Annotated in this window: 17 protein-coding genes; 13 read left to right on the forward strand and 4 right to left on the reverse strand. The window is 49.5% G+C overall.

What is annotated here, in order from left to right:
- Positions 1-351: 351 nt before the first annotated feature.
- The gene (locus tag ACY2RR_RS21340; protein ID WP_490110214.1) at positions 352-3,987 is read left to right on the forward strand and encodes a CBM96 family carbohydrate-binding protein; all 3,636 of its coding nucleotides are present in this window, start codon (positions 352-354) and stop codon (positions 3,985-3,987) included.
- Positions 3,988-4,089: 102 nt separating this feature from the next.
- Here the strand turns inward: ACY2RR_RS21340 and ACY2RR_RS21345 are convergent, their stop codons facing one another.
- Positions 4,090-5,043 carry a LysR substrate-binding domain-containing protein gene (locus ACY2RR_RS21345; RefSeq protein WP_490110215.1) on the reverse strand — a complete coding sequence of 318 codons (954 nt, stop codon included), beginning with the start codon at positions 5,041-5,043 and terminating at the stop codon, positions 4,090-4,092.
- A 722-nt stretch (positions 5,044-5,765) separates the two neighbouring features.
- Between ACY2RR_RS21345 and gspC the strand changes: the two genes are divergently transcribed.
- The 11 genes from gspC to ACY2RR_RS21400 all read left to right on the forward strand — a co-directional run bounded on the left by gspC (position 5,766) and on the right by ACY2RR_RS21400 (position 16,297).
- Positions 5,766-6,554 (forward strand): type II secretion system protein GspC, encoded by a 789-nt coding sequence (gene gspC, locus ACY2RR_RS21350; protein ID WP_490110216.1) that lies wholly within the window; start codon positions 5,766-5,768, stop codon positions 6,552-6,554.
- Positions 6,555-6,619: 65 nt separating this feature from the next.
- A complete protein-coding gene (gspD, locus tag ACY2RR_RS21355) occupies positions 6,620-8,899 on the forward strand; it encodes a type II secretion system secretin GspD (RefSeq protein WP_490110217.1) in 2,280 nt (759 codons plus the stop codon).
- Positions 8,899-10,374 (forward strand): type II secretion system ATPase GspE, encoded by a 1,476-nt coding sequence (gspE, locus tag ACY2RR_RS21360; RefSeq protein ID WP_490110218.1) that lies wholly within the window; start codon positions 8,899-8,901, stop codon positions 10,372-10,374. The genes gspD and gspE overlap by 1 nt, the downstream gene beginning before the upstream one ends.
- On the forward strand, positions 10,371-11,591 hold the full coding sequence (gspF, locus tag ACY2RR_RS21365; protein WP_490110219.1) for a type II secretion system inner membrane protein GspF: 1,221 nt from the start codon (positions 10,371-10,373) through the stop codon (positions 11,589-11,591). Before gspE ends, gspF begins: the two co-directional genes overlap by 4 nt.
- 20 nt (positions 11,592-11,611) lie before the next feature.
- Positions 11,612-12,052, forward strand: coding sequence for a type II secretion system major pseudopilin GspG (gene gspG, locus ACY2RR_RS21370; protein ID WP_490110220.1), 441 nt, complete (start codon positions 11,612-11,614; stop codon positions 12,050-12,052).
- Positions 12,052-12,597 carry a type II secretion system minor pseudopilin GspH gene (gspH, locus tag ACY2RR_RS21375; RefSeq protein WP_490110221.1) on the forward strand — a complete coding sequence of 182 codons (546 nt, stop codon included), beginning with the start codon at positions 12,052-12,054 and terminating at the stop codon, positions 12,595-12,597. The genes gspG and gspH overlap by 1 nt, the downstream gene beginning before the upstream one ends.
- Positions 12,581-12,961 carry a type II secretion system minor pseudopilin GspI gene (gspI, locus tag ACY2RR_RS21380; RefSeq protein ID WP_490110222.1) on the forward strand — a complete coding sequence of 127 codons (381 nt, stop codon included), beginning with the start codon at positions 12,581-12,583 and terminating at the stop codon, positions 12,959-12,961. Before gspH ends, gspI begins: the two co-directional genes overlap by 17 nt.
- Complete coding sequence (gene gspJ / locus ACY2RR_RS21385) at positions 12,958-13,599, forward strand: type II secretion system minor pseudopilin GspJ (RefSeq protein ID WP_490110223.1); 642 nt, start codon at positions 12,958-12,960, stop codon at positions 13,597-13,599. The genes gspI and gspJ overlap by 4 nt, the downstream gene beginning before the upstream one ends.
- The gene (gspK, locus tag ACY2RR_RS21390; RefSeq protein WP_490110224.1) at positions 13,592-14,596 is read left to right on the forward strand and encodes a type II secretion system minor pseudopilin GspK; all 1,005 of its coding nucleotides are present in this window, start codon (positions 13,592-13,594) and stop codon (positions 14,594-14,596) included. The genes gspJ and gspK overlap by 8 nt, the downstream gene beginning before the upstream one ends.
- Before the next feature lie 7 nt (positions 14,597-14,603).
- Entirely contained in the window at positions 14,604-15,776 is a 1,173-nt protein-coding gene (gspL, locus tag ACY2RR_RS21395; protein WP_490110225.1) for a type II secretion system protein GspL, read from the forward strand.
- Positions 15,776-16,297 (forward strand): type II secretion system protein M, encoded by a 522-nt coding sequence (locus ACY2RR_RS21400; protein WP_490110226.1) that lies wholly within the window; start codon positions 15,776-15,778, stop codon positions 16,295-16,297. Before gspL ends, ACY2RR_RS21400 begins: the two co-directional genes overlap by 1 nt.
- Positions 16,298-16,448: 151 nt before the next feature.
- Here the strand turns inward: ACY2RR_RS21400 and trhO are convergent, their stop codons facing one another.
- Together trhO and ACY2RR_RS21410 are read right to left on the reverse strand one after the other, a co-directional pair.
- Entirely contained in the window at positions 16,449-17,459 is a 1,011-nt protein-coding gene (trhO, locus tag ACY2RR_RS21405) for an oxygen-dependent tRNA uridine(34) hydroxylase TrhO (protein WP_490110227.1), read from the reverse strand.
- An 88-nt stretch (positions 17,460-17,547) separates the two neighbouring features.
- Entirely contained in the window at positions 17,548-18,498 is a 951-nt protein-coding gene (locus ACY2RR_RS21410) for a hypothetical protein (protein ID WP_490110228.1), read from the reverse strand.
- 182 nt (positions 18,499-18,680) lie between these two features.
- On the opposite strand from ACY2RR_RS21410, the gene ACY2RR_RS21415 reads away from it, so the two are divergent.
- Positions 18,681-19,496 carry a DUF2608 domain-containing protein gene (locus ACY2RR_RS21415; protein ID WP_490110229.1) on the forward strand — a complete coding sequence of 272 codons (816 nt, stop codon included), beginning with the start codon at positions 18,681-18,683 and terminating at the stop codon, positions 19,494-19,496.
- 6 nt (positions 19,497-19,502) lie between these two features.
- Here the strand turns inward: ACY2RR_RS21415 and ACY2RR_RS21420 are convergent, their stop codons facing one another.
- Entirely contained in the window at positions 19,503-20,570 is a 1,068-nt protein-coding gene (locus tag ACY2RR_RS21420; protein WP_490110230.1) for a tRNA-queuosine alpha-mannosyltransferase domain-containing protein, read from the reverse strand.
- Positions 20,571-20,588 lie beyond the last annotated feature (18 nt).

Genomic DNA, 20,588 nt, shown 5'->3' on the forward strand with positions numbered 1-20,588 from the left:
ACATAAAGAGAAGCATTTATCAAAAATGGAAAAACTGATCTAAAAAAACAAGAACCAAATCACACTTAAAGGATGCAGAAAGTAGTTAGGGCTTTAATCATAGGTCAACTCAAAACGCTTTCTTAACAAGAATGTGATCTCTTTCACTACGCCCAATTGCCACTCCCTTTTAACATTTTATCTAACACTGCAGGCGGAACAGGCAAAATTCTTCCGCAAATAACATCTCCAATCTCTCACAACACCTGCAGCGTTAACAAAACACAGTAGAAAACCAGCAATCAAGGAAATTTCATATTGATTGCCTACGCCGTCCTGTCGGTGTTTTTTATCAAAAGGAGTAAATCTTATATGCCTCAACCCAAACGAACATGGTTAAAGCCGGCAATGCTGTTGCCCATGGCTTTTGCTGTGCAGACAGCAATGGCTGCCAATATCACCCCCAGTGATGACAGCTATACCCGGGGCGGCAAGTACGCCACAGATAACTATGCCTCTCAGTCCAAACTGATTGTTAAAAACTCCCACAACACCAGTTTCGACAGAAAGTCTTATCTGACGTTTGACCTGAACAGTGTTGATCTGGCCAACCTGGATAAAGCCACCCTGAAGCTTTACGCACAACGGGTGAAAAAAAGCGTGGCCCTCAACGTTATGCAGGGCCAGCAAGGCTGGGTCGGCGCTATCGACTGGAACTCCGCACCTGCGGCTAATCTTTCAGCCGGTGTTGCCACTCTGCCTCTGAGCGCCAGTCAGAGCCGTAGCTGGGTGGAAGTGGATATCACCAAACTGGCCAAAACTTCCAGTAACGGCCAGCTCTCTCTGGTTATCGAAAACCCCAAAGCCGGCAAGGGTAACGGTGTTACCTTTAACAGCTCCGAGGGCGGATTCGCACCTCAGCTCGTTATCGCCAGCAAAGCACCTGTGAGCGAGACTCCTAATGATTCCCAGCAAACCCAACCCGGAAGTGGACAGGAAGTTGTTGTTGTTGTTGCGCCAACACCCCAGCCTGAAACCGACTCTCCAGCAACCCCGCCAGCAGAAGGCCATGCTGGTGAAACACCTGATGCCGGAACCGGCGACGCTTTTGATCCTGGCCTCCCTGTAGTCGAGAAACCATCAACCACTCCCGATGCCAGCAACAAACCTGTTGCCGGAAAAGGTGTGATTACCGGCACCATCGCGGGTCTGACAGTTGACCGTGCAGTAGTGACTGCCAGCGGCCGTGGTGAACTGCACACAGTGCTGGCTAACGGTGACAGCTTCCGTTTCGACAACCTGAATCCGGAAATTGAATACACCATCAAGGTTCAGGCGGAAGGCCTGCGCCTGAAAGGCCTGATCACCAGCAAGCCAGGAGAAAGCCTGGACCTGCTGATGCAGCCCATGCCGAACCTGATCAGTGACGACACCTTCCACTTTATCTGGGATGGTGAAGGTGAAAACGTCAGTGGTCTGGAATACGCCTCCGCGGTTAACAAGCCGATCAAGGTAACCATTCACGGTGTTGAGAAAGAAGTTCCCAACATTGCTGCGGCCCAGATCCTGTACCGTGATTACAATGTAGTACTGGACGACAGCGGCGAACTGCCCTGGACTCAGGATCATGCTTACCGTCTGCTGGAAACCATGAAGCAGGTACCACAGAAGCACTGCTATAACGGTACCGACTTCAGTACCTCTCTGAAGTGCAAAGGCAAAGACAACAAGCGCAGCGTCTGGAAGCTCACCACTCAGAAGGTTAATAACGACCTGTTGATCAATGGTGAAAACATCACGCTGGCGACCGACACCTTTACCTATGCCAACCCAGCTATTGCGACTGTTGATGGCCGTAAAGGCCGGTTCTTCTCCAAGCGTCTGCACCATGCCGTGGTTCGCAAGATCACCAATGGTGGTAACGACCTGAACTACGCCAACTTCATTCTGGAAAACCGTTTCGGTGTCACCATCGATACCCGTAAGAACGGCCCGGCTCACTGGTCCAACCTGAAGAAGGTGTACCGTAATGTCGCAGTAACTGATGTTGACCGCGATGCCTCTGCCTGGCAGTCCTTCACTCCCGAAGAAGTGCTGATGGTCATCAACCAGTTCGAAGAGATGCCCACCGGCATGCACCGCATTCGCGCTGGCAAAAACAATGAAGATGGCTTGAAGTATCTGTTCCGTCGCAAGAACGGTCACGACCATCCGCTCTACCCTGGCGCACCAGCGGTGGCCTGGCCTGGCGCCGGCTACGTCGAGTTCATGGAACTGGCCTTCAAGGGCAACAACATTGAACACATGCAGCGCCTGATCATCCACGAGAAGTCTCACTTCCTGTGGCACTACCGGATCACCGAAGCCCAGAAAGAGAAGTGGTACACCTTCTCCGACTGGTACCGCCTGGATGGCAAGGAAATGGAACACTTCTATGACCTGCCTTACAACCCGGAAGGTGGCGAAGACGGCACCCACCGCTCCGGCTTCAACCCGGCTACTCTGAACGCTATCGTCTACAAGAAGGACGGCTGGTCTGCCAAAAAGACCACCAACTTCGTATCTGCCTATGCGCAGCTGAAGAACCCGAACGAAGACATGGCAGAGAGCATCTCCTACTTCCTGCTCAACCCAGACAAGCTGCGCTCCCGCGCACCTGGCAAGTATGAGTTCATCCGTGACCAGCTGATGGCCGGCGTAATGTATCTGCAGGAGATTCGCCCAGACCTGACTTTCGAAGTGCTGAACCTACACCCGGATTACATCTATCCTGGCAAGATCAAGCGCGTAGAGATCAAGGTTGAAGGTCGTCCGGAAGAAGACAAGCGCGTGACCATCGACCTGGAACTGCACACTACCAAGGAAGCCTGCACCCTGGATTCCTGCATGGAAGGCGCCTCCAAAGGTTACACCCGTCTCTACAGCGAAGCGGGCACCATGATGGAAATGAGCTTCTGGCCTGTCGGCGGCAAGCTGTCTCACAAACTCCGCGGCACCCTGACCATTCCTAACACCGCCAAGAACGGCTGGTGGGCACCGGCTCAGCTTCGCCTGAACGACGAAGTGGGTAACGAGCGCTTCCAGCGCAACACCGATTACGGCTGGCAGCTGTTTGTGAACAACCCAGCTGAAGACACTGATGCGCCCCGTTACATCGACAATTCCCTAACTGTGGATCTGACCGATCCCATGCCTGTGGAAGTGCGTAACGGCAACATCAAGCGTCACCTGTCTGGTGATTCCTGTGAAGGTAAGTCCAGCTGCCGCCTGGTGCGTAAGCTGACCGCCCAGTGGGATGCGGATGAAGACGTGAAGATGAAAGACTGGGGTTGCTTTACCCGTACCAAGTCTGACGACTATCGCGACTACTCCAAAGACCAGTACGGTCCATTCACCAAGAACGTTGACGGTGAAATCGACGGCCAGTGCCAAACCAGCATGTACGCCACCGAATACTACCGTACCGGTGACTACGAAGTGGCTTTCCTGAGCATGCAGGATCGTGCCCTGAACCGTGGTGGCGCCCAGTTTGCGGATAACCACCGCACTTACGAAGCCTCACCGACGGTGTTTATCGACAACAGCAATGCCAACCCAGACACCCAGGGTCCTGAAGCCAATATTCAACCCTGCAGTAGCGGTGATGAGCAGTGCATCCATGTTGAAGCTACGCCCACCAACCCGGACAATCCTGATGGTGAAACCAATGTTGAGCTGACCTTCTGGGCCCGCGATGATAAGTCCGGTATCGAAGCCGCCGACTATATCCTGCGTGACCCACAGGGCAAGCAACACAACTTCGGCGTATACCACAACAACACCCATACCCTGTTCTTCAACGGTGAACCTGCCAAGTGGAAGAAATATGTGGGTGCCACTACCCTGCCCAAGGGCTCTGCACCTGGTATCTGGGGTGTGTCTGAACTGGTACTGCACGATAAGGCCGGTAACCGTACTGCCTACGACTTTACCGAAACCATTATCTTTGAACCTTTTGAAGTGAAGTAATCGTACACGCTGCAACAAAAAAGGCCTGATTCATTGCGGATCAGGCCTTTTTAATCATGTCACTCTTCGCATAAACCATGTACAAGCCGACAGGAGTACGACTCAGGATAAGGTTACGGCTTCCGTACTGTAAGGCTTCTTCTTTGTGGCATGCTTATAAAGCAAATCCAGCAAAGCACTTAGCCCCGGCGACACTCGAGACTCATCATAAATAGCACAGAGATCTGCAGGCAATCTCTCCTCCAACGGCACAATACTGATCCCATGATTACCACAAAGGCGGGCGATGCTGTCCGGAACAATAGAAATAAGGTTCTGATTAGCCATAACAAGCCCCAGCAAAGAGCAGGGGTCAACTATCTGCTGCTGGATATTGGGGCGAAAACCCTGCTTCAGGCAGGCCTCTATAACCATTTCCGCCGAACGTGTTTTTTCGGGGCTAACCAGCACAAACTCTTCATGCTTGAGATTACTCAGGGAAAGGCTTCTACGGCCACGAAAGCGATGCCGTGTAGAGACAACCACAACCATCTCGTCGGCGAGAAAGTTCACAGATGACAGGCCTTCCAGATTAATAGCATCCGCATATCGGGTTAAGCCAACATCAATGGTTCTGTCCAAAATATTCCGTTTCTGATCACGAGGCTCCATTTCCTGGAAAGTCAGTTTGTACTGGGGAAACTTCTGACGAAATCGATCCAGAATCGAGCCAAAACCTGATTGAAAGATTGACCCAGTTAACCCAACAGATATGGTGTTTTCAGCTTGAGCACCAAGTCGCACAACACTACCCAAAGAGCTTTCAACATGCTCAAAGATCCCTTCACACTCTTTGAATAATCTTAAGCCAATCGGGGTAAGCTGAACATTTCGGGAGTTTCTGATAAACAACTCAACCCCCAACACATCCTCCAGCTCTTTAATCTTCTGGCTTAAGGGAGACACTGTGATACTTAACCGTTCTGCAGCATGGCCAAAATGTTCAACCTGAGCCAAGGTATGAAAATATCGCAGCATCTTTAGTGTTATTCGGCCATTCGCAACAAAGCCAGCCATTCTATCTCCAATGTAATACACCCATAACAGGAAACGAAAAATTCATCTTCCAGACTGGCAAGCCCAGACTTTCTTAAACACTTCAGGTTAAATAGAGGAACAAGCCCAAAGGTTTAGCAGAATCATCTTTAAAACCTTCAAAATTTAGGGATAAAATATTTAATAACTCATTAGGTGAGCTTATAAAACTAAGCACAACAAACTCAAAAGACGATTTACCAGATTTCTAAGAGCCGATCTGAAAAGACACCCTTTCAAATCAACTTCGATAGTGAAAAAATAAGAAAGCAAAGCTAGCAAATTTCATGAGAATAAAATGGGAAAATCTATTTCATTTAATCTGCAAAAATAATCGTTTAATTAAGAACAACCATTCCAAAAAAACAAACAAATATGATGTAAGAAAAACAAATATTATTTTAACAAGCAAAAGCACAGATAACGGCTTTACAGTTTCAAAGGCAGAATCAAGCACTTTTCGGGAAAGTGTTAAATATTCCACAGATTCACAATTATCCATAGGAATCCGTTTACCTTTATCCACTGGTTATGGCTCAATCCCTTCAGGTTAATCCAACCTCGTTTCGATAAATTAAATATTTCCGGGTATCCCCAGTATCCGGTCAGAAACCATGTACCGTGAATATTAGGCTGTTGTGTTGAGCAGTATGGACTTAAACGACAACTTGAGAGCATTAACATCAGTCTTTAACCAGAACTCTATGGTAAAGACTGTTGAAGCTCTGCTTGTGCTGGTGCTCCTGCTCCAAATTGGTCTAATGGGAAAAACTGTTTATGAAGACCAAAGCAGCCCAAGTTTTACCGTAATAGATCTATCTTCAATCACACCAGCCACGCCAGTCTCTCAAAGCGAATCATTTGCTGTATTACAGTCTTTCCACCTCTTTGGCGATCAAACCACCAGGAAACCTTCCACAGCGAGAACATCTGACGTAGTGCCAAAGTCCAGATTAAAAGTAAAAATCGCAGGCCTGCTGGCTCACACTGACAACGATAAAGTCCTGGCTATTCTGGAATCCGGCGGACAACAGAAGGTGCTGCGTATTGGCGAAACAATCCACAACACGCAGGCCAAGGTCCAGGCCATACTGCCGGACCGGGTATTAATTTATTATCAGGGACGGGAGGAGGCCATCCTTCTTTACCCGGATCAAAAGAACAGACCACACACCACTAACCAGGCAGTGCAACAGGTAGTGGAAACCGCCCTCCCACCAGATACACCATTGTCTCTGGATGAGCTGGTGGCACTTTCCTCGGTACAAAGAGATAAAAAAACTATTGGTTATCGATTAACACCAAAACGGGATGCTGATCGATTCCTCAATGCTGGCCTGAAAGAAAACGATCTTGCAGTAGCTATCAATGGTTATGACTTAACCAACTCTGATGATGCCGAAGAAGTCATCGCAGAACTTGAGTTCTCTGAAGAGGCCACTTTTACAGTTGAACGTGCTGGTCAACTCCACCGCATTGATCTCTCAATTTAGTGGTTGGGTTTTTTGACTGATTTCTTTGAATAATTATAAAGCCAGGGATTACAGGACTTTTTAAAATGTTGCGTTTTTGTCTCTCACTCCTGTCCGCCCTGCTGCTGGCCATAACACTTACTGGGCCAGCACAGGCCCAGGGTTATTCGGCCAGTTTCAACAAGGCCAATATCACCGAATTTATCGATACCATCAGTGCAACCCTTGGTCGCACCATCATTATTGATCCAGGCGTGACTGGCACCATAACCGTTCGCTCATACAGCAACCTCACCCGGGAACAGTACTACCAGCTTTTTCTGAGTGTGCTGGAAATGCATGGTTACGGGGTGATTACACAAAACAATGATGTTCTGAAGGTTATCAAAAGCAAAAACAGCAAAGATGCCCCACTGCCTCTGGTTAATAAATTCGGTAACCCCGACGACAGCCTGGTGACCTGGGTTCTGCCAGTCAATAACGTACCTGCACGAGAACTGGCGCCCATTCTGCGACAAATGAATGCCACTTACGGGAACGTGGTGAATTTTAATCCTTCCAATATTTTGATTATTACCGGTCGCGCAGGAAACGTCGAACGTCTGGTCAATATTGTTCGCCGGATTGATCAGGTAGGAGCAAAGTCTATTGCTATTGTCACTCTGGCACACACCTCTGCCAAAGAGATGTCCCGCATTCTCACCAGTGTGTATCTGGGTAAAGACACAGCCAACAACCTGACGACTATTGTCGCTAATGAGCAGGGCAACCAGATTATTCTTTCTGGTACCCCGGAAATGATCGACCGTATGCGCAGCCTTGCCTTAAGGCTGGACGATGAACGCGCCAACAATCTTGATAACGATAAAGTTTTCTATCTGCGTTATGCCCGTGCAGAAAGCCTGAAGAAAGTTCTGGAAGGTGCAGCAGCTGTCTCAAACCAAGGTAGCGGAAATAAAAAGTCCTACAGCATCACCGCTCACGAAGAGAACAACGCGCTGATAATTACTGCCCAGCCAGCACTGATGAAATCTCTTGAGGGATTAATTGAGCAGTTGGACATCCGTCGTGCTCAGGTAATGGTGGAAGCCATTATTGCCGAAGTTGGAGAATCGGACGGTATTGACCTTTCACTGCAACTGGCCAGCAAAGATGGCGCCCTGTTGCAGTTCAATGATGGCACGACCATTCCTGCATCCCAGATTCTGCTTGGGATATCCAAAGCCCAGGGAGAAAAAGGCACCACTATTATCGACAGCAATGGCAACAGAACCATTAACCCGGATAAACCCGGCGACTACTCCTCGCTAGCGAATACATTGTCCAGCCTGTCAGGTGTTGCTTTCTCTATCAGTTCTGGCAATTGGGCGTCTTTGATCCAGGCAGTATCTACAGCCTCAGAATCCAATGTACTTTCCACTCCCAGCCTGATGACTCTGGATAACCAGCCTGCATCATTTGTCGTGGGTGATGAGGTTCCCACTATTACAGGCTCTTCCACTGGTGACAACAATGACAACCCTTACCAGACCATTGAACGCCGCCAGGTTGGGGTAAAACTCAAGGTGACACCCCAGATCAACGAAGGTGATGCTGTTCGCCTGGACATTGAACAGGAAGTTTCGAAGGTGAACGGTCGCACCACTGTAGATGTCACCTTTTCAACAAGGGAAGTCAAAACATCTGTTATGGTTCGCAGCGGCGATACCGTAGTGATCAGTGGCATCATGGACGACGATGTTCAGGAAAGTAAATCCAAAGTACCGCTGCTCGGGGATATCCCGGTGCTGGGACATCTGTTCCGCTCCACGTCCAGTCGTAAAGTCAAACGCAACCTGATGGTGTTTATACGCCCGACCATTATTCGTGACGACGATATGATGAAAACCATCAGCGCTGATAAATACAGCCTGATTCGTGCCGAGCAGCTGGAGCATGACCAGGAAGGTATCAGTCTGATGCCGCTCACCAGCATCCCTGTTTTACCGGAAGTCGTACGCCCTTATGCTTTGATCACTGACGAAGATGAACCTGTCGAGACATCGCTCCAAGTTGCTACTGAAAAAACAGAAGTGACTCAAACTATAGCAACACCAGCGCCAGCACCAGTCTCTGTAGACAAAACCACTCAACCTGCCGTTGTCATTCAGCCCGAGCCAGAACCTGCTCCAAAGCCTGAAGTTCGCAGGATTTATCACACCGTTATAAAAGGCGACACCCTGTACTCACTGGCAAAACGCAACGGTTTATCCGTGACTCAGTTAATGGCCTTGAACCGCCTTAATAGTACTGTGCTGGAAGTTGGCCAGAAGCTTGTGGTAGCTAAAGAATTTGTGTTTACCAACAGCCAGGAGGCAAGCCTCTGATGACTGCTGGTGAAACAGTCACTCTGCCCTTCTCCTTTGCCAACCGGTTTCGGGTACTGCTGGATAAGATTGGAGATGATTACCATCTCTATTACGACAGCCTGCCAGAGTCGAGTACCCTCACCGAAGTACGCAGGGTTTTATCTGGGCCGTTTCGCCCCCGCAAGCTGTCAGAAGATGAATTCAACAAGAAGCTGTCTGAGTTTTACCAGCAGGATTCTTCCGCTGCACGTCAGCTTATGAATGATATTGGCAGCGATACCGAGCTTCAGGCTCTGGCGGAAGAGTTGCCGGAAAATGAAGACCTCTTGGAAGCCGATGATGGTGCACCGATCATTCGTATGATCAATGCCATGCTCAGCGAAGCCATTCGCGATGGTGCTTCCGATATTCATATCGAAACCTTTGAAAACTATCTGGTGATTCGTTTCCGGATAGATGGTGTATTAAGAGAAATCCTCAAGCCTCAGCGCAAACTCGCCGCATTGCTGGTATCCAGAATCAAGGTAATGGCCAAACTGGATATCGCTGAAAAACGGGTGCCCCAGGATGGTCGTATATCACTGAAACTGGGCGGCCGCGCGGTGGATGTACGAGTATCCACCATGCCCACCCGCCACGGTGAGCGCATCGTGTTGCGTCTGCTGGATCGCAGTAGTATCCAACATGATTTGAGCAGTTCAGGCATGTCGGAGAAGGTCTGTTCCCAGTTCCGTAACATGTTGCAAAAACCCCACGGCATTCTACTTGTGACTGGCCCAACTGGCTCAGGTAAAACCACCACTTTGTATTCCGGCCTGAGTGAAATCAACACGCCGGAACGCAATATTATGACAGTTGAAGACCCGGTGGAGTACGACCTGCAGGGCATCGGCCAGACCCAGGTAAACCCCAAAGTTGATATGACTTTTGCCCGGGGGTTACGCGCGATTCTTCGTCAGGATCCTGATGTCGTCATGATCGGTGAAATCCGGGATCTGGAAACCGCCGAGATTGCTGTACAAGCCTCTCTGACCGGCCACCTAGTGTTAAGCACCCTGCATACTAATACCGCTTCCGGCGCTGTAACCCGTCTGCGGGATATGGGTGTTGAACCCTTCCTGCTTTCTTCAAGTTTACTGGGAGTGCTGGCACAGCGACTGGTACGAACTCTCTGCCCCCACTGTTGTGAGTCAGAAGTTTGCACCGAAGCAGAGCGTGAAGTTTTAGGTTTGCCTCCCGGAGATTATCGTCCCATATGGCGGGAAAGAGGTTGCAGCGCCTGCAATCATACAGGTTATATTGGCCGTACCGGTATTTATGAACTGTTCTTGGTTAACGATGATATTCGCCAGCTGATTCATGACGGTGCTGGCGAAGCCGAGATGGAAAAAGTGATGCTACAGGATAACTGCAGCATTCGTGTTGACGGCTTCAGTCGTGTGCTGACTGGTGACACCACACTCTCAGAAGTTCTGCGGGTGACCCGGGCATGACGTTATACGCCTACTCTGCACTCGATACCCGCGGCAAGGTGCGCAAAGGCGTACAGGAAGCAGATTCCCCTCGCCTGTTGCGCCAGACTCTGCGCTCGGAAGGTTTGTCTCCCGTTGAAATCAAAGAGACGGAAGCAGCCAGCGCCGCGACAGAAAAGGTTAAATCCAACCTGTTTCAACGTCAGGCCAGTGCTTCCGAAGTTGCACTGATCACACGACAACTAGCCACTTTAGTGGCCGCCTCAATCCCGATAGATGAATGTTTGCAGGCTCTCTCCAAGCAGGTACAGAAAAAACACCTGTCAGTGATGATTATCGCTATTCGGGCCAAAGTACTTGAAGGCCATACTCTGTCCGATGCTCTGGCTGCTTACCCCGGCACCTTCGATACTCTGTACCGTGCAATGATTGCTGCTGGTGAAAAGTCCGGGCATCTGGACGCTATTCTTGAACGTCTCGCTGATTACACCGAACAGAAACAGCAGATTCGCAGCAAGCTGACTCAGGCACTGATCTACCCGGCAGTACTGGCTTTTGTGATGGTTTCGGTGGTTATCGCCCTGCTGACAACGGTGGTACCTACTGTTGTTGAACAGTTCGATATGGCCGGCCGTAACCTGCCGGAAATGACTCAGGCACTGATCACTGCCAGCAATTTTGTGCAGAACCACGGTATGAAAGTGTTCGCCGTGATCATTGCTCTGCTGGTTATACGACAGCGCGCTCTGAAACATGAAAAGCTCAAACTGAATTACGACCGGCATATCCTGAAAATGCCGGTTTTTGGCCCCGTTCTGGCAGGCGTTGATATTGCCCGCTTTGCCCGCACCCTCAGCATTCTGATCAGCAGCACCGTGCCACTGGTTGAAGCCATGCGCATTTCAGCGCAGGTGATGTCCAACAGCCATATCCGCTCAACACTGATGAACGCATCCGAGCAGGTACGTGAAGGGGGTGCCTTCTGGTCAGCTCTAGATCAAACCGGTCTGTTCTCCCCAATGATGCTGCACATTATTGCCAGCGGTGAACGCTCTGGAGAATTGGACAATATGCTGCTGCGTGCCGCCAATGCTCAGGACAAGCTTTTTGAAGACCAAGTCAATATTGCCCTGGGAATTTTTGGACCGTTAATGATCGTCACTATGGCCGGACTGGTTCTGTTTATTGTTATGGCCATTCTCACCCCGATGATGGATCTCAACAGCCTGATGGGCTGATGATTCAGGAGAGTAATTCTATGAATACAAACAAAACAATGACCAACCGCCACCAGCAGAAAGGTTTCACCCTGCTGGAAATCATGGTGGTTATCGTGATCCTCGGCATCCTAGCCAGCATGGTAGCTCCCAATGTACTGGGCAATAAAGACAAGGCCGACCGCCAGAAAGCCATCAGTGATATCTCCTCTCTGGAGAGTGCACTGGATATGTACAAGCTGGATAACAATATCTATCCATCCAATGAGCAGGGGCTGGAAGCTCTGGTCAGCAAACCTTCTGGTTTCCCTGAGCCAAAGAGTTACCGCAAGAACGGCTATATCCGTCGTCTACCGACTGACCCATGGGGTAACCCTTACTACCTGCAGGTACCCGGCGAATACGGTGAGATTGATGTGTTCTCCGCTGGCCCCGATGGCCAGACAGGTACCGACCAGGATATTGGTAACTGGAATATCTGATGCTCTCTGGTGGCCGGTTTGATCAGGGTTTTACTCTTCTGGAAGTGATGCTGGTGTTTGTTCTGCTGGGACTGACGGCAACGGCCATTGTGCCGAGACTGCCCTCAAACAGTGGACCTCAACAACTCAACCAACTGACCGAACGACTGGCCGCCCAATTACGCTTTGCCCATGAAACAGCCCTGACCAGCGGTCGGGTGATTGGCTTAAAAAGTAACGAGCAGAAACAGGGTTACAGCTTTGTTCGCAAAGACGATCCAGGCAAGAACAAGTTGCGGTGGGTCAACCAGCGTTATTTGAAAGCGATCACTCTGCCAGGCGATATACAACTGAGTATTCAGCCTGGAAGTTCATTCTGGGCACCAGCCCTGACTCAACATAAGCGGTCGTTGAACAAGCAGAAGCAGGAACAAGCTCCACAGCTCTACTTCTGGGAAAGCGGCGAGATATCACCCGCCACTATCACTCTTTGCCTTAAGGAAGAGCAGCTGTGTCGCTCTGTTTCTCTGAAGGAGTCTGGGGAAATCTATGTCCAGACAACTTAGTAATGACTCAGGCTTTACCTTACTGGAAGTTATGGTCGCACTAGCGGTGCTGGCTATCGCCGGTATGGCTCTGATTGGCACAACCCGGGAAGGTTTAATCAACAGCCAGTACCTGAACACCAAACGGCCGGCCTACTGGGTGGCAGAAAACGCCATGACTGATATTCAGCTCTCCCGGCAATGGCCTGCTGAAGAGTGGCAGGAGAGCCGCACAACGCTGGCGGATCGAGAATGGTTTGTCCGCAGCCGCAGTATCAAAACGGTTACCAAAGGCTTTCGCGCAGTAGAAGTGGAAGTTCGTGAGCACAAAACCAGCGAAGCCCCTCTGGCCCAGCTGCAAAGCCATATGTATCAACAACCATGAGTAGACTGCCTGTTAGAAATAGACGCCAAACTCCGGCTGGAGGGTTTACCCTGCTGGAGATGCTGCTGGCGATTACTATTTTTGCCATGGTAAGTCTGGCCGCCTGGCAGATGCTGAATACAATCACCCGCACCCGTGATGCCCAACTGGAAAGCGAGAGTTATCTGCACGAACTTGATTACGCCTTTTTGCTGATCAAGCGAGATATTCGCCAGCTGATCGATCGCAGTACCCGTATTGGCAGTCGTTCAACGGGTAAAAGCCTGTTTATAAACAATGCAGTGGCAGGCACTGGCCAGTCACTCTCATTTGTACGGGCGGGCTGGCATAATAATGAACAACAACTGCCACGCTCCACTTTACAGCGTGTCTACTACCGGCAGCAAAAAAATACTCTGCAGCGCGGATACGACCAGATTCTGGATAAACCGTCAGCCACAACACCGGAATTTCGTACACTTATCAGCGATATAAACAATCTGGATTTTCAGTTCTATTTTCGAAACCAGTGGCATGACCGGCTGAACAATGAAGCTTTCCCGGAGGCCATATCCATCAGCTTTGAGCATGAACGCTACGGCCAGATTGAACGCCGATTTCTGATTCCATCTTCTTGGGGGAACAGTGAAGATGGCTAATTCCTACCGCTCCCAACCACAGCCCGCCAATCAGAACGGGCTGGCACTGCTGAGTGTTTTGATTGTTCTGACCCTGGCTGTTCTGCTTGTGGCTGGCCTGTCTGAGGGGCTTGGGCGGCAGGTGCGCTTCAGTTCTGCCCTGCAAAACCAGGAGCAGATTTACTGGTATGGCATATCAGCCGAAGAGATGGCCAAGCAGGCTCTTATGCGGGACTTTGCTGATAACAACCAGACTGTTCATCTCTCGCAGGTTTGGGCTTTGCAGGATCGCAGTTTTCCTCTGGATAAAGGCACCATTACCCAAACAATTACTGACCGACAAAGCTGCTTTAATCTCAACAGTCTGGCTCTACCGGATGATCGCAACAGCTCTCCTCCTGCAAAACCAAGATCCGTCACAGTATTTCGGGCTCTGCTGATCAATCTTGGCATTGAAGAAATCCAGGCTGAGCAGATTGTTGAAGCAACCCGGGACTGGGTTTATCCAGATCGGCGCCAACAATCTGTGCAGGGAGCAAGCGATAATGATTACCTGTCGCTGCCGGTACCTTACCTGCCTGCAGATACCAGCATGCGTGATGCCAGTGAATGGCGAGCAGTTATGGGAGTCACTGCCTCTATAGCTCAAAAGGTCAGTCCTTATTTGTGTGCACTATCAGATACCAAGCTGAGTTTTAACATCAATACCCTTTCTGTCAGCCAACCAGCACTGCTGGCTGCCATCACTGACAACCAGATAAGTATTTCTAAGGCAGAATCACTGCTCAACGGCCGCCCACGGGAAGGCTGGAAAACAACGGATGATTTTATTCAGGAACTGCCGGCGGAACTGGCAACTGTCAGCAAGTTCACCCAGACGCTGGCTGTCACCAGCCGTTATTTTGAAGTCAGCGCCCGCATTCAGGTTCAGGAAAACAGCGAGCACTTTCAGAGCCTGCTGGTCAGGGAAACCGATCAGAAACTTATAACCGTACGCCGTCGTATTGGAGACTCATAACATCACAATGAAACACTCTCTGCTACTGCGCCTGCCCACAGGTAAAGATGAAACGGTTTACTGGCAAACCTGTGCCCACGATGCAGTGGGCGAACTCGTTGAGATTGAAGACAGCGGTCGCCTTCCATCATCCCGTGAGCTCAACCAGCTGACGGATTACAGCCAGGGGCGACAGGTTATAGTTCTGGTACCTGGGGAACTGGTTACCCTGCGAGAGCTGGACATGCCCGGCCGACTGACCAATGTGGTAGTTAAATCGCTCCCTTATCGGCTCGAAGATGATCTGGCTGGCGATGTGGATGATCTGCATATCAGTATCCTGGAACATGCCAATGACTTGTTGTATCTGGCGATTATTGAACACCGCTGGATGGAACAATGGACAGAATGGCTGGAACAGGCGGAAATTCATTGCAACACGCTGATTCCAGAAACACTTGCGCTTCCAACCAATAAAGAAGCTATTGATGTCTACCGCATGGATGACCACTGGCTAATACGTCATGGTCAGTGGCAAATAGCCACATGCGACAACTACTGGCTTGATCATTATCTCGCCAGTATTGATGAAGACAAGCAGATCCACCGGGTAAACCATGGCAGCCTGCAGGACGACACCAATCCCCTGAAAACTCTCGGGCCAGGTGCCTTAACAGAAATAACCAATCTACTGCAGGGAGCCTACGAGGTATCTGGTCAGCAGCAGAGTCGCTTTCAAATCTGGCGCAGAGCACTGACACTTGGTTGCACAACATTGGCCGTATGGTTGGGAAGCAGTCTTTATGGTACCTGGCAGATTGATGCACAGGCCTCAGCCCTGCAGCAAGAATCCAGAAGCCTCTATCAACAACTGTTTCCGGGAGAACGTATTATTCGCCTGATTCCTCAGATGAACCGTAAACTGGCGGAACTGGAATCTGGGCAAACCGACAGCAGTAGCCTGCTGGTCCAGCTTGGCAAACTGGCTCCCGTCATGAAGTCTTACGACTCTGTTAAGGCTCAGTCACTGAGTTACAACCACGATCAGCAGCTTCTGAAAATCACTGCTCAAGCCGATTCTATGAACAGTATTACCAGCCTGCGTAATGATCTGAGCACCACCAGCGTCATCAGCCTTGAATCTCTGGAGCAAAATGGTGATACAGCCACCGGAGTGATTGTTTTAAGGGGCCAGCAATAATGGAACAGTTAAGAACGACCTGGCACAACCTGAAAAGTTCGCTTGGAGAGCGTTGGGCAGCACTGAATTCTCGTGAACAACAAATTGTTTCTTTGCTGGCTGCTGTTGTGGCTATCTGGCTGGTTTATAACCTTATTGTTCAGCCTGCACTGTCTGCCAGAGAGCAGGCTGAAATGCGCCTGCAGGCGAGCCAGAAAGCCTATCAACAGGCAGGCAATCGTGCAATCAAGATTGCTGAGCTATTAGCTGCCGGCAGCAAGCCTTTGCAAGGATCAAACAGTGGAGCACCGCTGGACAGCCGGGTAAGTGAAAGTGCTGGCAACTACGGCATCACTATCCAATCCATTAACCAGCAAAGTCAGGGATTAGCCCTGCGACTTGCACCGATCAGTTTTACCCGGTTTACGCAGTGGCTGGTTGCTCTGGATAGTGAACAGATTGAAGTGACCAATCTGCAAATGGTGGCAGGCAAGAAAACCGGGGATGTTGAAGTGCGGCAGTTACAGCTGCAGGTAAGATAACTAATACTTCAGCGTATGTTTTTGGATTTGTGCAGCTCTGTCCGCTCCAACAATACATCCCCGTATTGATGTCGCTATCAGGCCACCCTGGTCTTTGACCGAGCAACACAAACCCAAAACGTAGCTTTTGAGTTGCCTTCTTCAGCCGCTACTACTTCTGGCTAAGCTCTTTCTGCAGTTCTCTCTCTTTTGCTTTTTTAATCCGTCGCTGCTCAATAGTTTCCGCGACGCCTCCACCTAAGTGATGCTCTCCCCGGCTACGGGCTAACTGCATCTGCTTTTCCCGTTCAGAAAAGCGTTTCTTCTGTTGGTCTGTGAGCTTATCGAAACAGTGCGGGCAACTTACGCCCTGCTGGTACTTCTCACTCTGCTTATCTTCTTCAGTAATCGGTAAGCGACAGGCATTGCATTGATCGTAACTGCCCTTCTCCAGCTGATGGTTAACTGTTACCCGATCATCAAACACAAAGCACTCACCTTCCCAGAGAGTTTCTTCCTGCGGCACTTCTTCCAGGTATTTCAGAACACCGCCCTTGAGGTGATACACCTCTTCAAACCCCTGCTCTTTCATAAAGGCTGTGGATTTCTCACAGCGAATTCCACCGGTACAGAACATAGCTACTTTTTTCTGGGAGTTCTTATCCATGTTGTCTGCCACATAGACAGGAAACTCACGGAAGGTTTCAGTGTTGGGATTCACCGCTCCTTTAAAGGTACCCACCTGTACTTCATAGTCGTTACGGGTATCTACCAGAACTACATCAGGGTCACTGATCAGGGCATTCCAGTCTTTAGGTTCAATGTAAGTGCCTACTGTTTTCAGCGGATCAATACCTTCAACCCCCATGGTGACAATCTCTTTCTTCAGCTTCACCTTGGTGCGTTTGAACGGCATCTCACTCACGAAAGACTCTTTAAATTCGATTGGCTTAAGTCGCTTATCCTGCTCCAGCCAGTTCAACAGCTGATCAATACCTTTACGGGAACCTGCCACCGTACCGTTAATCCCTTCCTGAGCCAGCAGCAAAGTGCCATGCACACCCAGTTCGGTCATGGTAGTTAACAGCGGTTCACGGAGGTCTTTGTAATTTTCGAGAGTTACAAACTTATAGAGAGCGCAGACCACCACTTGCCGGGAGCCTGTCTGTTGGGAAGATGCCACTGTTTTTATCCTTATATGCCAGCCGGAACGTAAATCCGGAGCGGTTTATCATTCGGGCTGGCATCTTAGCAGAGCTTGTGAAAAGACGTTAGTCGAACAGGCCAAAGCCCATATCATCGTCACTCTCTTCCTCAGTTGTGCTTGAAGGATTGGAACGTGTCACCGGAGTTGTATGATGACGACTTCTGGTTTTACGCTTTCTTCTCGCTGAACTGCTTGAGAGTTCCTCTTCATCCTCTCCGTCAGAGGCAGAATGGTGGGTATGGTGTGAAGTTCTGTGGTGCTTTTTCTTTTTAGTGGAAGACACACTGGTTTCACCTTCGCTCTCTTCGGTATCAACAGAGTCTGGTGCAGCTTTAAAAACAATCTGAACCTTTCCCTTTTTCCAGGAAAAGACTTTAGGCTCTTCCTGAACGGATTTAAAAAATAACTCCCATGGATACTCACAGTCACTGTTATCAGTACTTTCCTGCTTAAAGGCATTGTTGAGCTCTTGCTTTAGCTCCCTCAACCTCTTTGTATAAGCGCTGTGCTTAGTATCATTTTTCATGCTGTTTATACCGTCTTCAGCCATTTGACGGTAATAGCCAAAATTTTCGGACTTCTTTCCAGCCTTTACAGGGGCAATCTGAACCTCTTCTCCTGTCGCATGGTTAACAACAGATACGATAAAGCCGTGCTTCTGGGCCACCATTGGATCATTCAGACTCTGTAAAATCAGATCAAGGTAACTACAGGCCCATTCCTGCCTCTCTACATTTCGAACTTCCTGCTCCAGCTTCTCGATTTCTGTCTCCGGTTCACTATCAGAAGGTTGGCTGATTTCCCAACTTCCCTCTGCGAATGTCTTAGAGCTCCCATGCCCGGAATGCTCATGGCTACGAGGAAAGTGGGAAGATGTAGGAGAGCTGCTACCCAGCTTTCTGCCAGTTCCAGTGGATGACGGTGTAGAGTAAGAGTCAGGCCTATGAAGCCCACCCGTTGTAGACGGGGTGTAGCTCATAGGGGGATGAGCTGTTTCAGTCATTGTTGAAGCCATAGAGGAATCCTCCGTGATCACAGAAATTTATCTTTAGGCCTTAAAAATCCCCGAAAGTTCCGCTCTGCGCAGGCTTCAGTGGCTATGCTGCCCTAGCCTATTTGGGGGGATTTTCAGCGGAGGTTGCTACATTGAGATGGAAACAGCTCTATTTCTGGTTTCTGATCACAGGATTGATAACCATGCTGGCAGCAGGGATTGCAGCCCAGGAATTCAATAATCAGCAGGAAAGTACCGATCAGCCGGGTATCTACCTACAGGCATGGCTGGAGCAATGCCTGAAAAGTGCCTGTAACCCTGAAACAATCCTGATTATTCTGGATATTGACGATACTGTACTGACTACCCCGCCCAGCCAGTGGCTGGGCAGTTCGGCCATGTTTTATGGATTGCTCGCCGAAGCTCAGCAACAACATCCAGAATGGACTCGAAAGCAGGCGGCCGAACATATTGATGTTTTGTTGGCTGCTATTTACCCGAGAGTTCCCCTTCAGCTTACCGACGCAACCCTCCCCCAGACACTTCACGTACTGAAAGATAAAGGCTTTCGGGTGCTGGGCATGACTTCAAGGGGATTGGGTGTAAAAGATGTCACCCTGTGGCAGTTACAACAGACCGACACGAAATTTATGGAGACACAGTCTCTAAAAAACACTCTTAATAAACCTTCTATATCAATAGAAAGCGGTGTGGTTTTTGTCGGCCATGGAAATACCAAGGGAGATACCCTAAAGACGCTACTGGCAAAAAAGCCCCTATTCCAAAACATTGAAAAGATTATTGTGATTGATGACCGCCAGAAGCATCTCGACGATATCCAGAACTCAGTGACAGACCGGGAAGTCGTCACAGTGCTGTGCAACTACCCGCAAAGCCGAGCGCCTTATAATAATGAAGAAGGTCTTACTCAGATGAAGGCCTTTCTGGAACAGTGGCGAGAGGATGCTGTTATCGGCCACTTAATAAAAAATGACCGATATACCCAGTCTCTTCTGTAGCTGGAATCAACCTGCAAGAATCTTCTGATAAGCATCCCGGTTTGTTCGCCATACAAAAGCGGACATATCCGGAGCTCGTAAGCCAGTAGCCTTTTTCTCCATAGCTCTTTCGATGATCATCTGAATACCATGTTGCTCATCGTCGTACAGGAACTCCCGATCAAACAAACAAGGGTAGGATTGCTCATTCGGCAGAACAGGGACAGCACCACAGGCAACACCTTCCAGAACTGAAACACCCTGAAACTCATGGCGGGAGGTGGACAAAATCACATCAGCTTTTTGCAGCCATTGCAGATAATCTTTCCGGGATTCTGCATAACCAAATATCTTCAATCGGTGGCCAAACTCTTCTTTAATCAGCGCAAACTCCGGTGGTTGCTTGCGGAAGGATTGCCCAAGAATAGCCAATTGAAAATCAATGCCACTTTTCTCCAAGCCTTGCAAAATAGTCAGCAGGCGATCCGGCCCTTTGTCGTATTCCCAGCGAGCGGCCCAAGCAATAAGAAATGTATCATCGGGTCTTTCCGATGTTGATTCAGGAACATCTTCGGCCAGGGGAACCGGCAACACCGAACTTCGAGATTCAATGACATTTGCAACTCCGGCAGGCACATGATCCGGAAATTTTTTCAGCAGTTTTCTTGCCCCTTGCAAAAAGGTCTGGCGGTTATATTCGGTATTAAACACCAGTTTATCGCCGCACAGTGCTGTATAGGTTGTCTGCAACTGCGGTTCCACCGGGCTGAACACCTGATGCCCGGAACGCGGATAAGCAAACTGGTTTTCGTGGAAGTAAACAATAGTAGGTACTTGCCCCAGAGAAGGAACCATTCCTCTCAGGGAAGAAAGATCCACCATGGATGTGGCAATAATTCTGTCCCATGACTGCTCAAGTATTTCCCGCTCTTTGCCCATCGCCCAGCTCAGGCTATTGCCCCGCAAACGCCAGCTGAAATGTCGATCCGGAAGGGTTAAAACCGTCCAGTCAAGTTCGGGAAATTGTTCCACAAGTCCTTTTCGCCAGTAACGGTGAGACACCGCATCGTAGGCAGATAACAAAAGTATTCGCATAAGCAGTCATAAACCGAA

The sequence above is a fragment of the Parendozoicomonas sp. 2304DJ65-17 genome, assembly GCF_058148445.1.

What these genes read in the sequence shown, in the direction of transcription:
- gspI (WP_490110222.1), top strand. Translation starts at nt 12,581, where the DNA reads ATGTCCAGACAACTTAGTAATGACTCAGGCTTTACCTTACTGGAAGTT.
- ACY2RR_RS21400 (WP_490110226.1), top strand. Translation starts at nt 15,776, where the DNA reads ATGGAACAGTTAAGAACGACCTGGCACAACCTGAAAAGTTCGCTTGGA.
- gspL (WP_490110225.1), top strand. Translation starts at nt 14,604, where the DNA reads ATGAAACACTCTCTGCTACTGCGCCTGCCCACAGGTAAAGATGAAACG.
- ACY2RR_RS21420 (WP_490110230.1), bottom strand. Translation starts at nt 20,570, where the DNA reads ATGCGAATACTTTTGTTATCTGCCTACGATGCGGTGTCTCACCGTTAC.
- gspJ (WP_490110223.1), top strand. Translation starts at nt 12,958, where the DNA reads ATGAGTAGACTGCCTGTTAGAAATAGACGCCAAACTCCGGCTGGAGGG.
- gspF (WP_490110219.1), top strand. Translation starts at nt 10,371, where the DNA reads ATGACGTTATACGCCTACTCTGCACTCGATACCCGCGGCAAGGTGCGC.
- ACY2RR_RS21340 (WP_490110214.1), top strand. Translation starts at nt 352, where the DNA reads ATGCCTCAACCCAAACGAACATGGTTAAAGCCGGCAATGCTGTTGCCC.
- ACY2RR_RS21345 (WP_490110215.1), bottom strand. Translation starts at nt 5,043, where the DNA reads ATGGCTGGCTTTGTTGCGAATGGCCGAATAACACTAAAGATGCTGCGA.
- gspK (WP_490110224.1), top strand. Translation starts at nt 13,592, where the DNA reads ATGGCTAATTCCTACCGCTCCCAACCACAGCCCGCCAATCAGAACGGG.
- gspG (WP_490110220.1), top strand. Translation starts at nt 11,612, where the DNA reads ATGAATACAAACAAAACAATGACCAACCGCCACCAGCAGAAAGGTTTC.
- gspH (WP_490110221.1), top strand. Translation starts at nt 12,052, where the DNA reads ATGCTCTCTGGTGGCCGGTTTGATCAGGGTTTTACTCTTCTGGAAGTG.
- gspD (WP_490110217.1), top strand. Translation starts at nt 6,620, where the DNA reads ATGTTGCGTTTTTGTCTCTCACTCCTGTCCGCCCTGCTGCTGGCCATA.
- ACY2RR_RS21415 (WP_490110229.1), top strand. Translation starts at nt 18,681, where the DNA reads ATGCTGGCAGCAGGGATTGCAGCCCAGGAATTCAATAATCAGCAGGAA.
- gspE (WP_490110218.1), top strand. Translation starts at nt 8,899, where the DNA reads ATGACTGCTGGTGAAACAGTCACTCTGCCCTTCTCCTTTGCCAACCGG.
- gspC (WP_490110216.1), top strand. Translation starts at nt 5,766, where the DNA reads ATGGTAAAGACTGTTGAAGCTCTGCTTGTGCTGGTGCTCCTGCTCCAA.
- ACY2RR_RS21410 (WP_490110228.1), bottom strand. Translation starts at nt 18,498, where the DNA reads ATGGCTTCAACAATGACTGAAACAGCTCATCCCCCTATGAGCTACACC.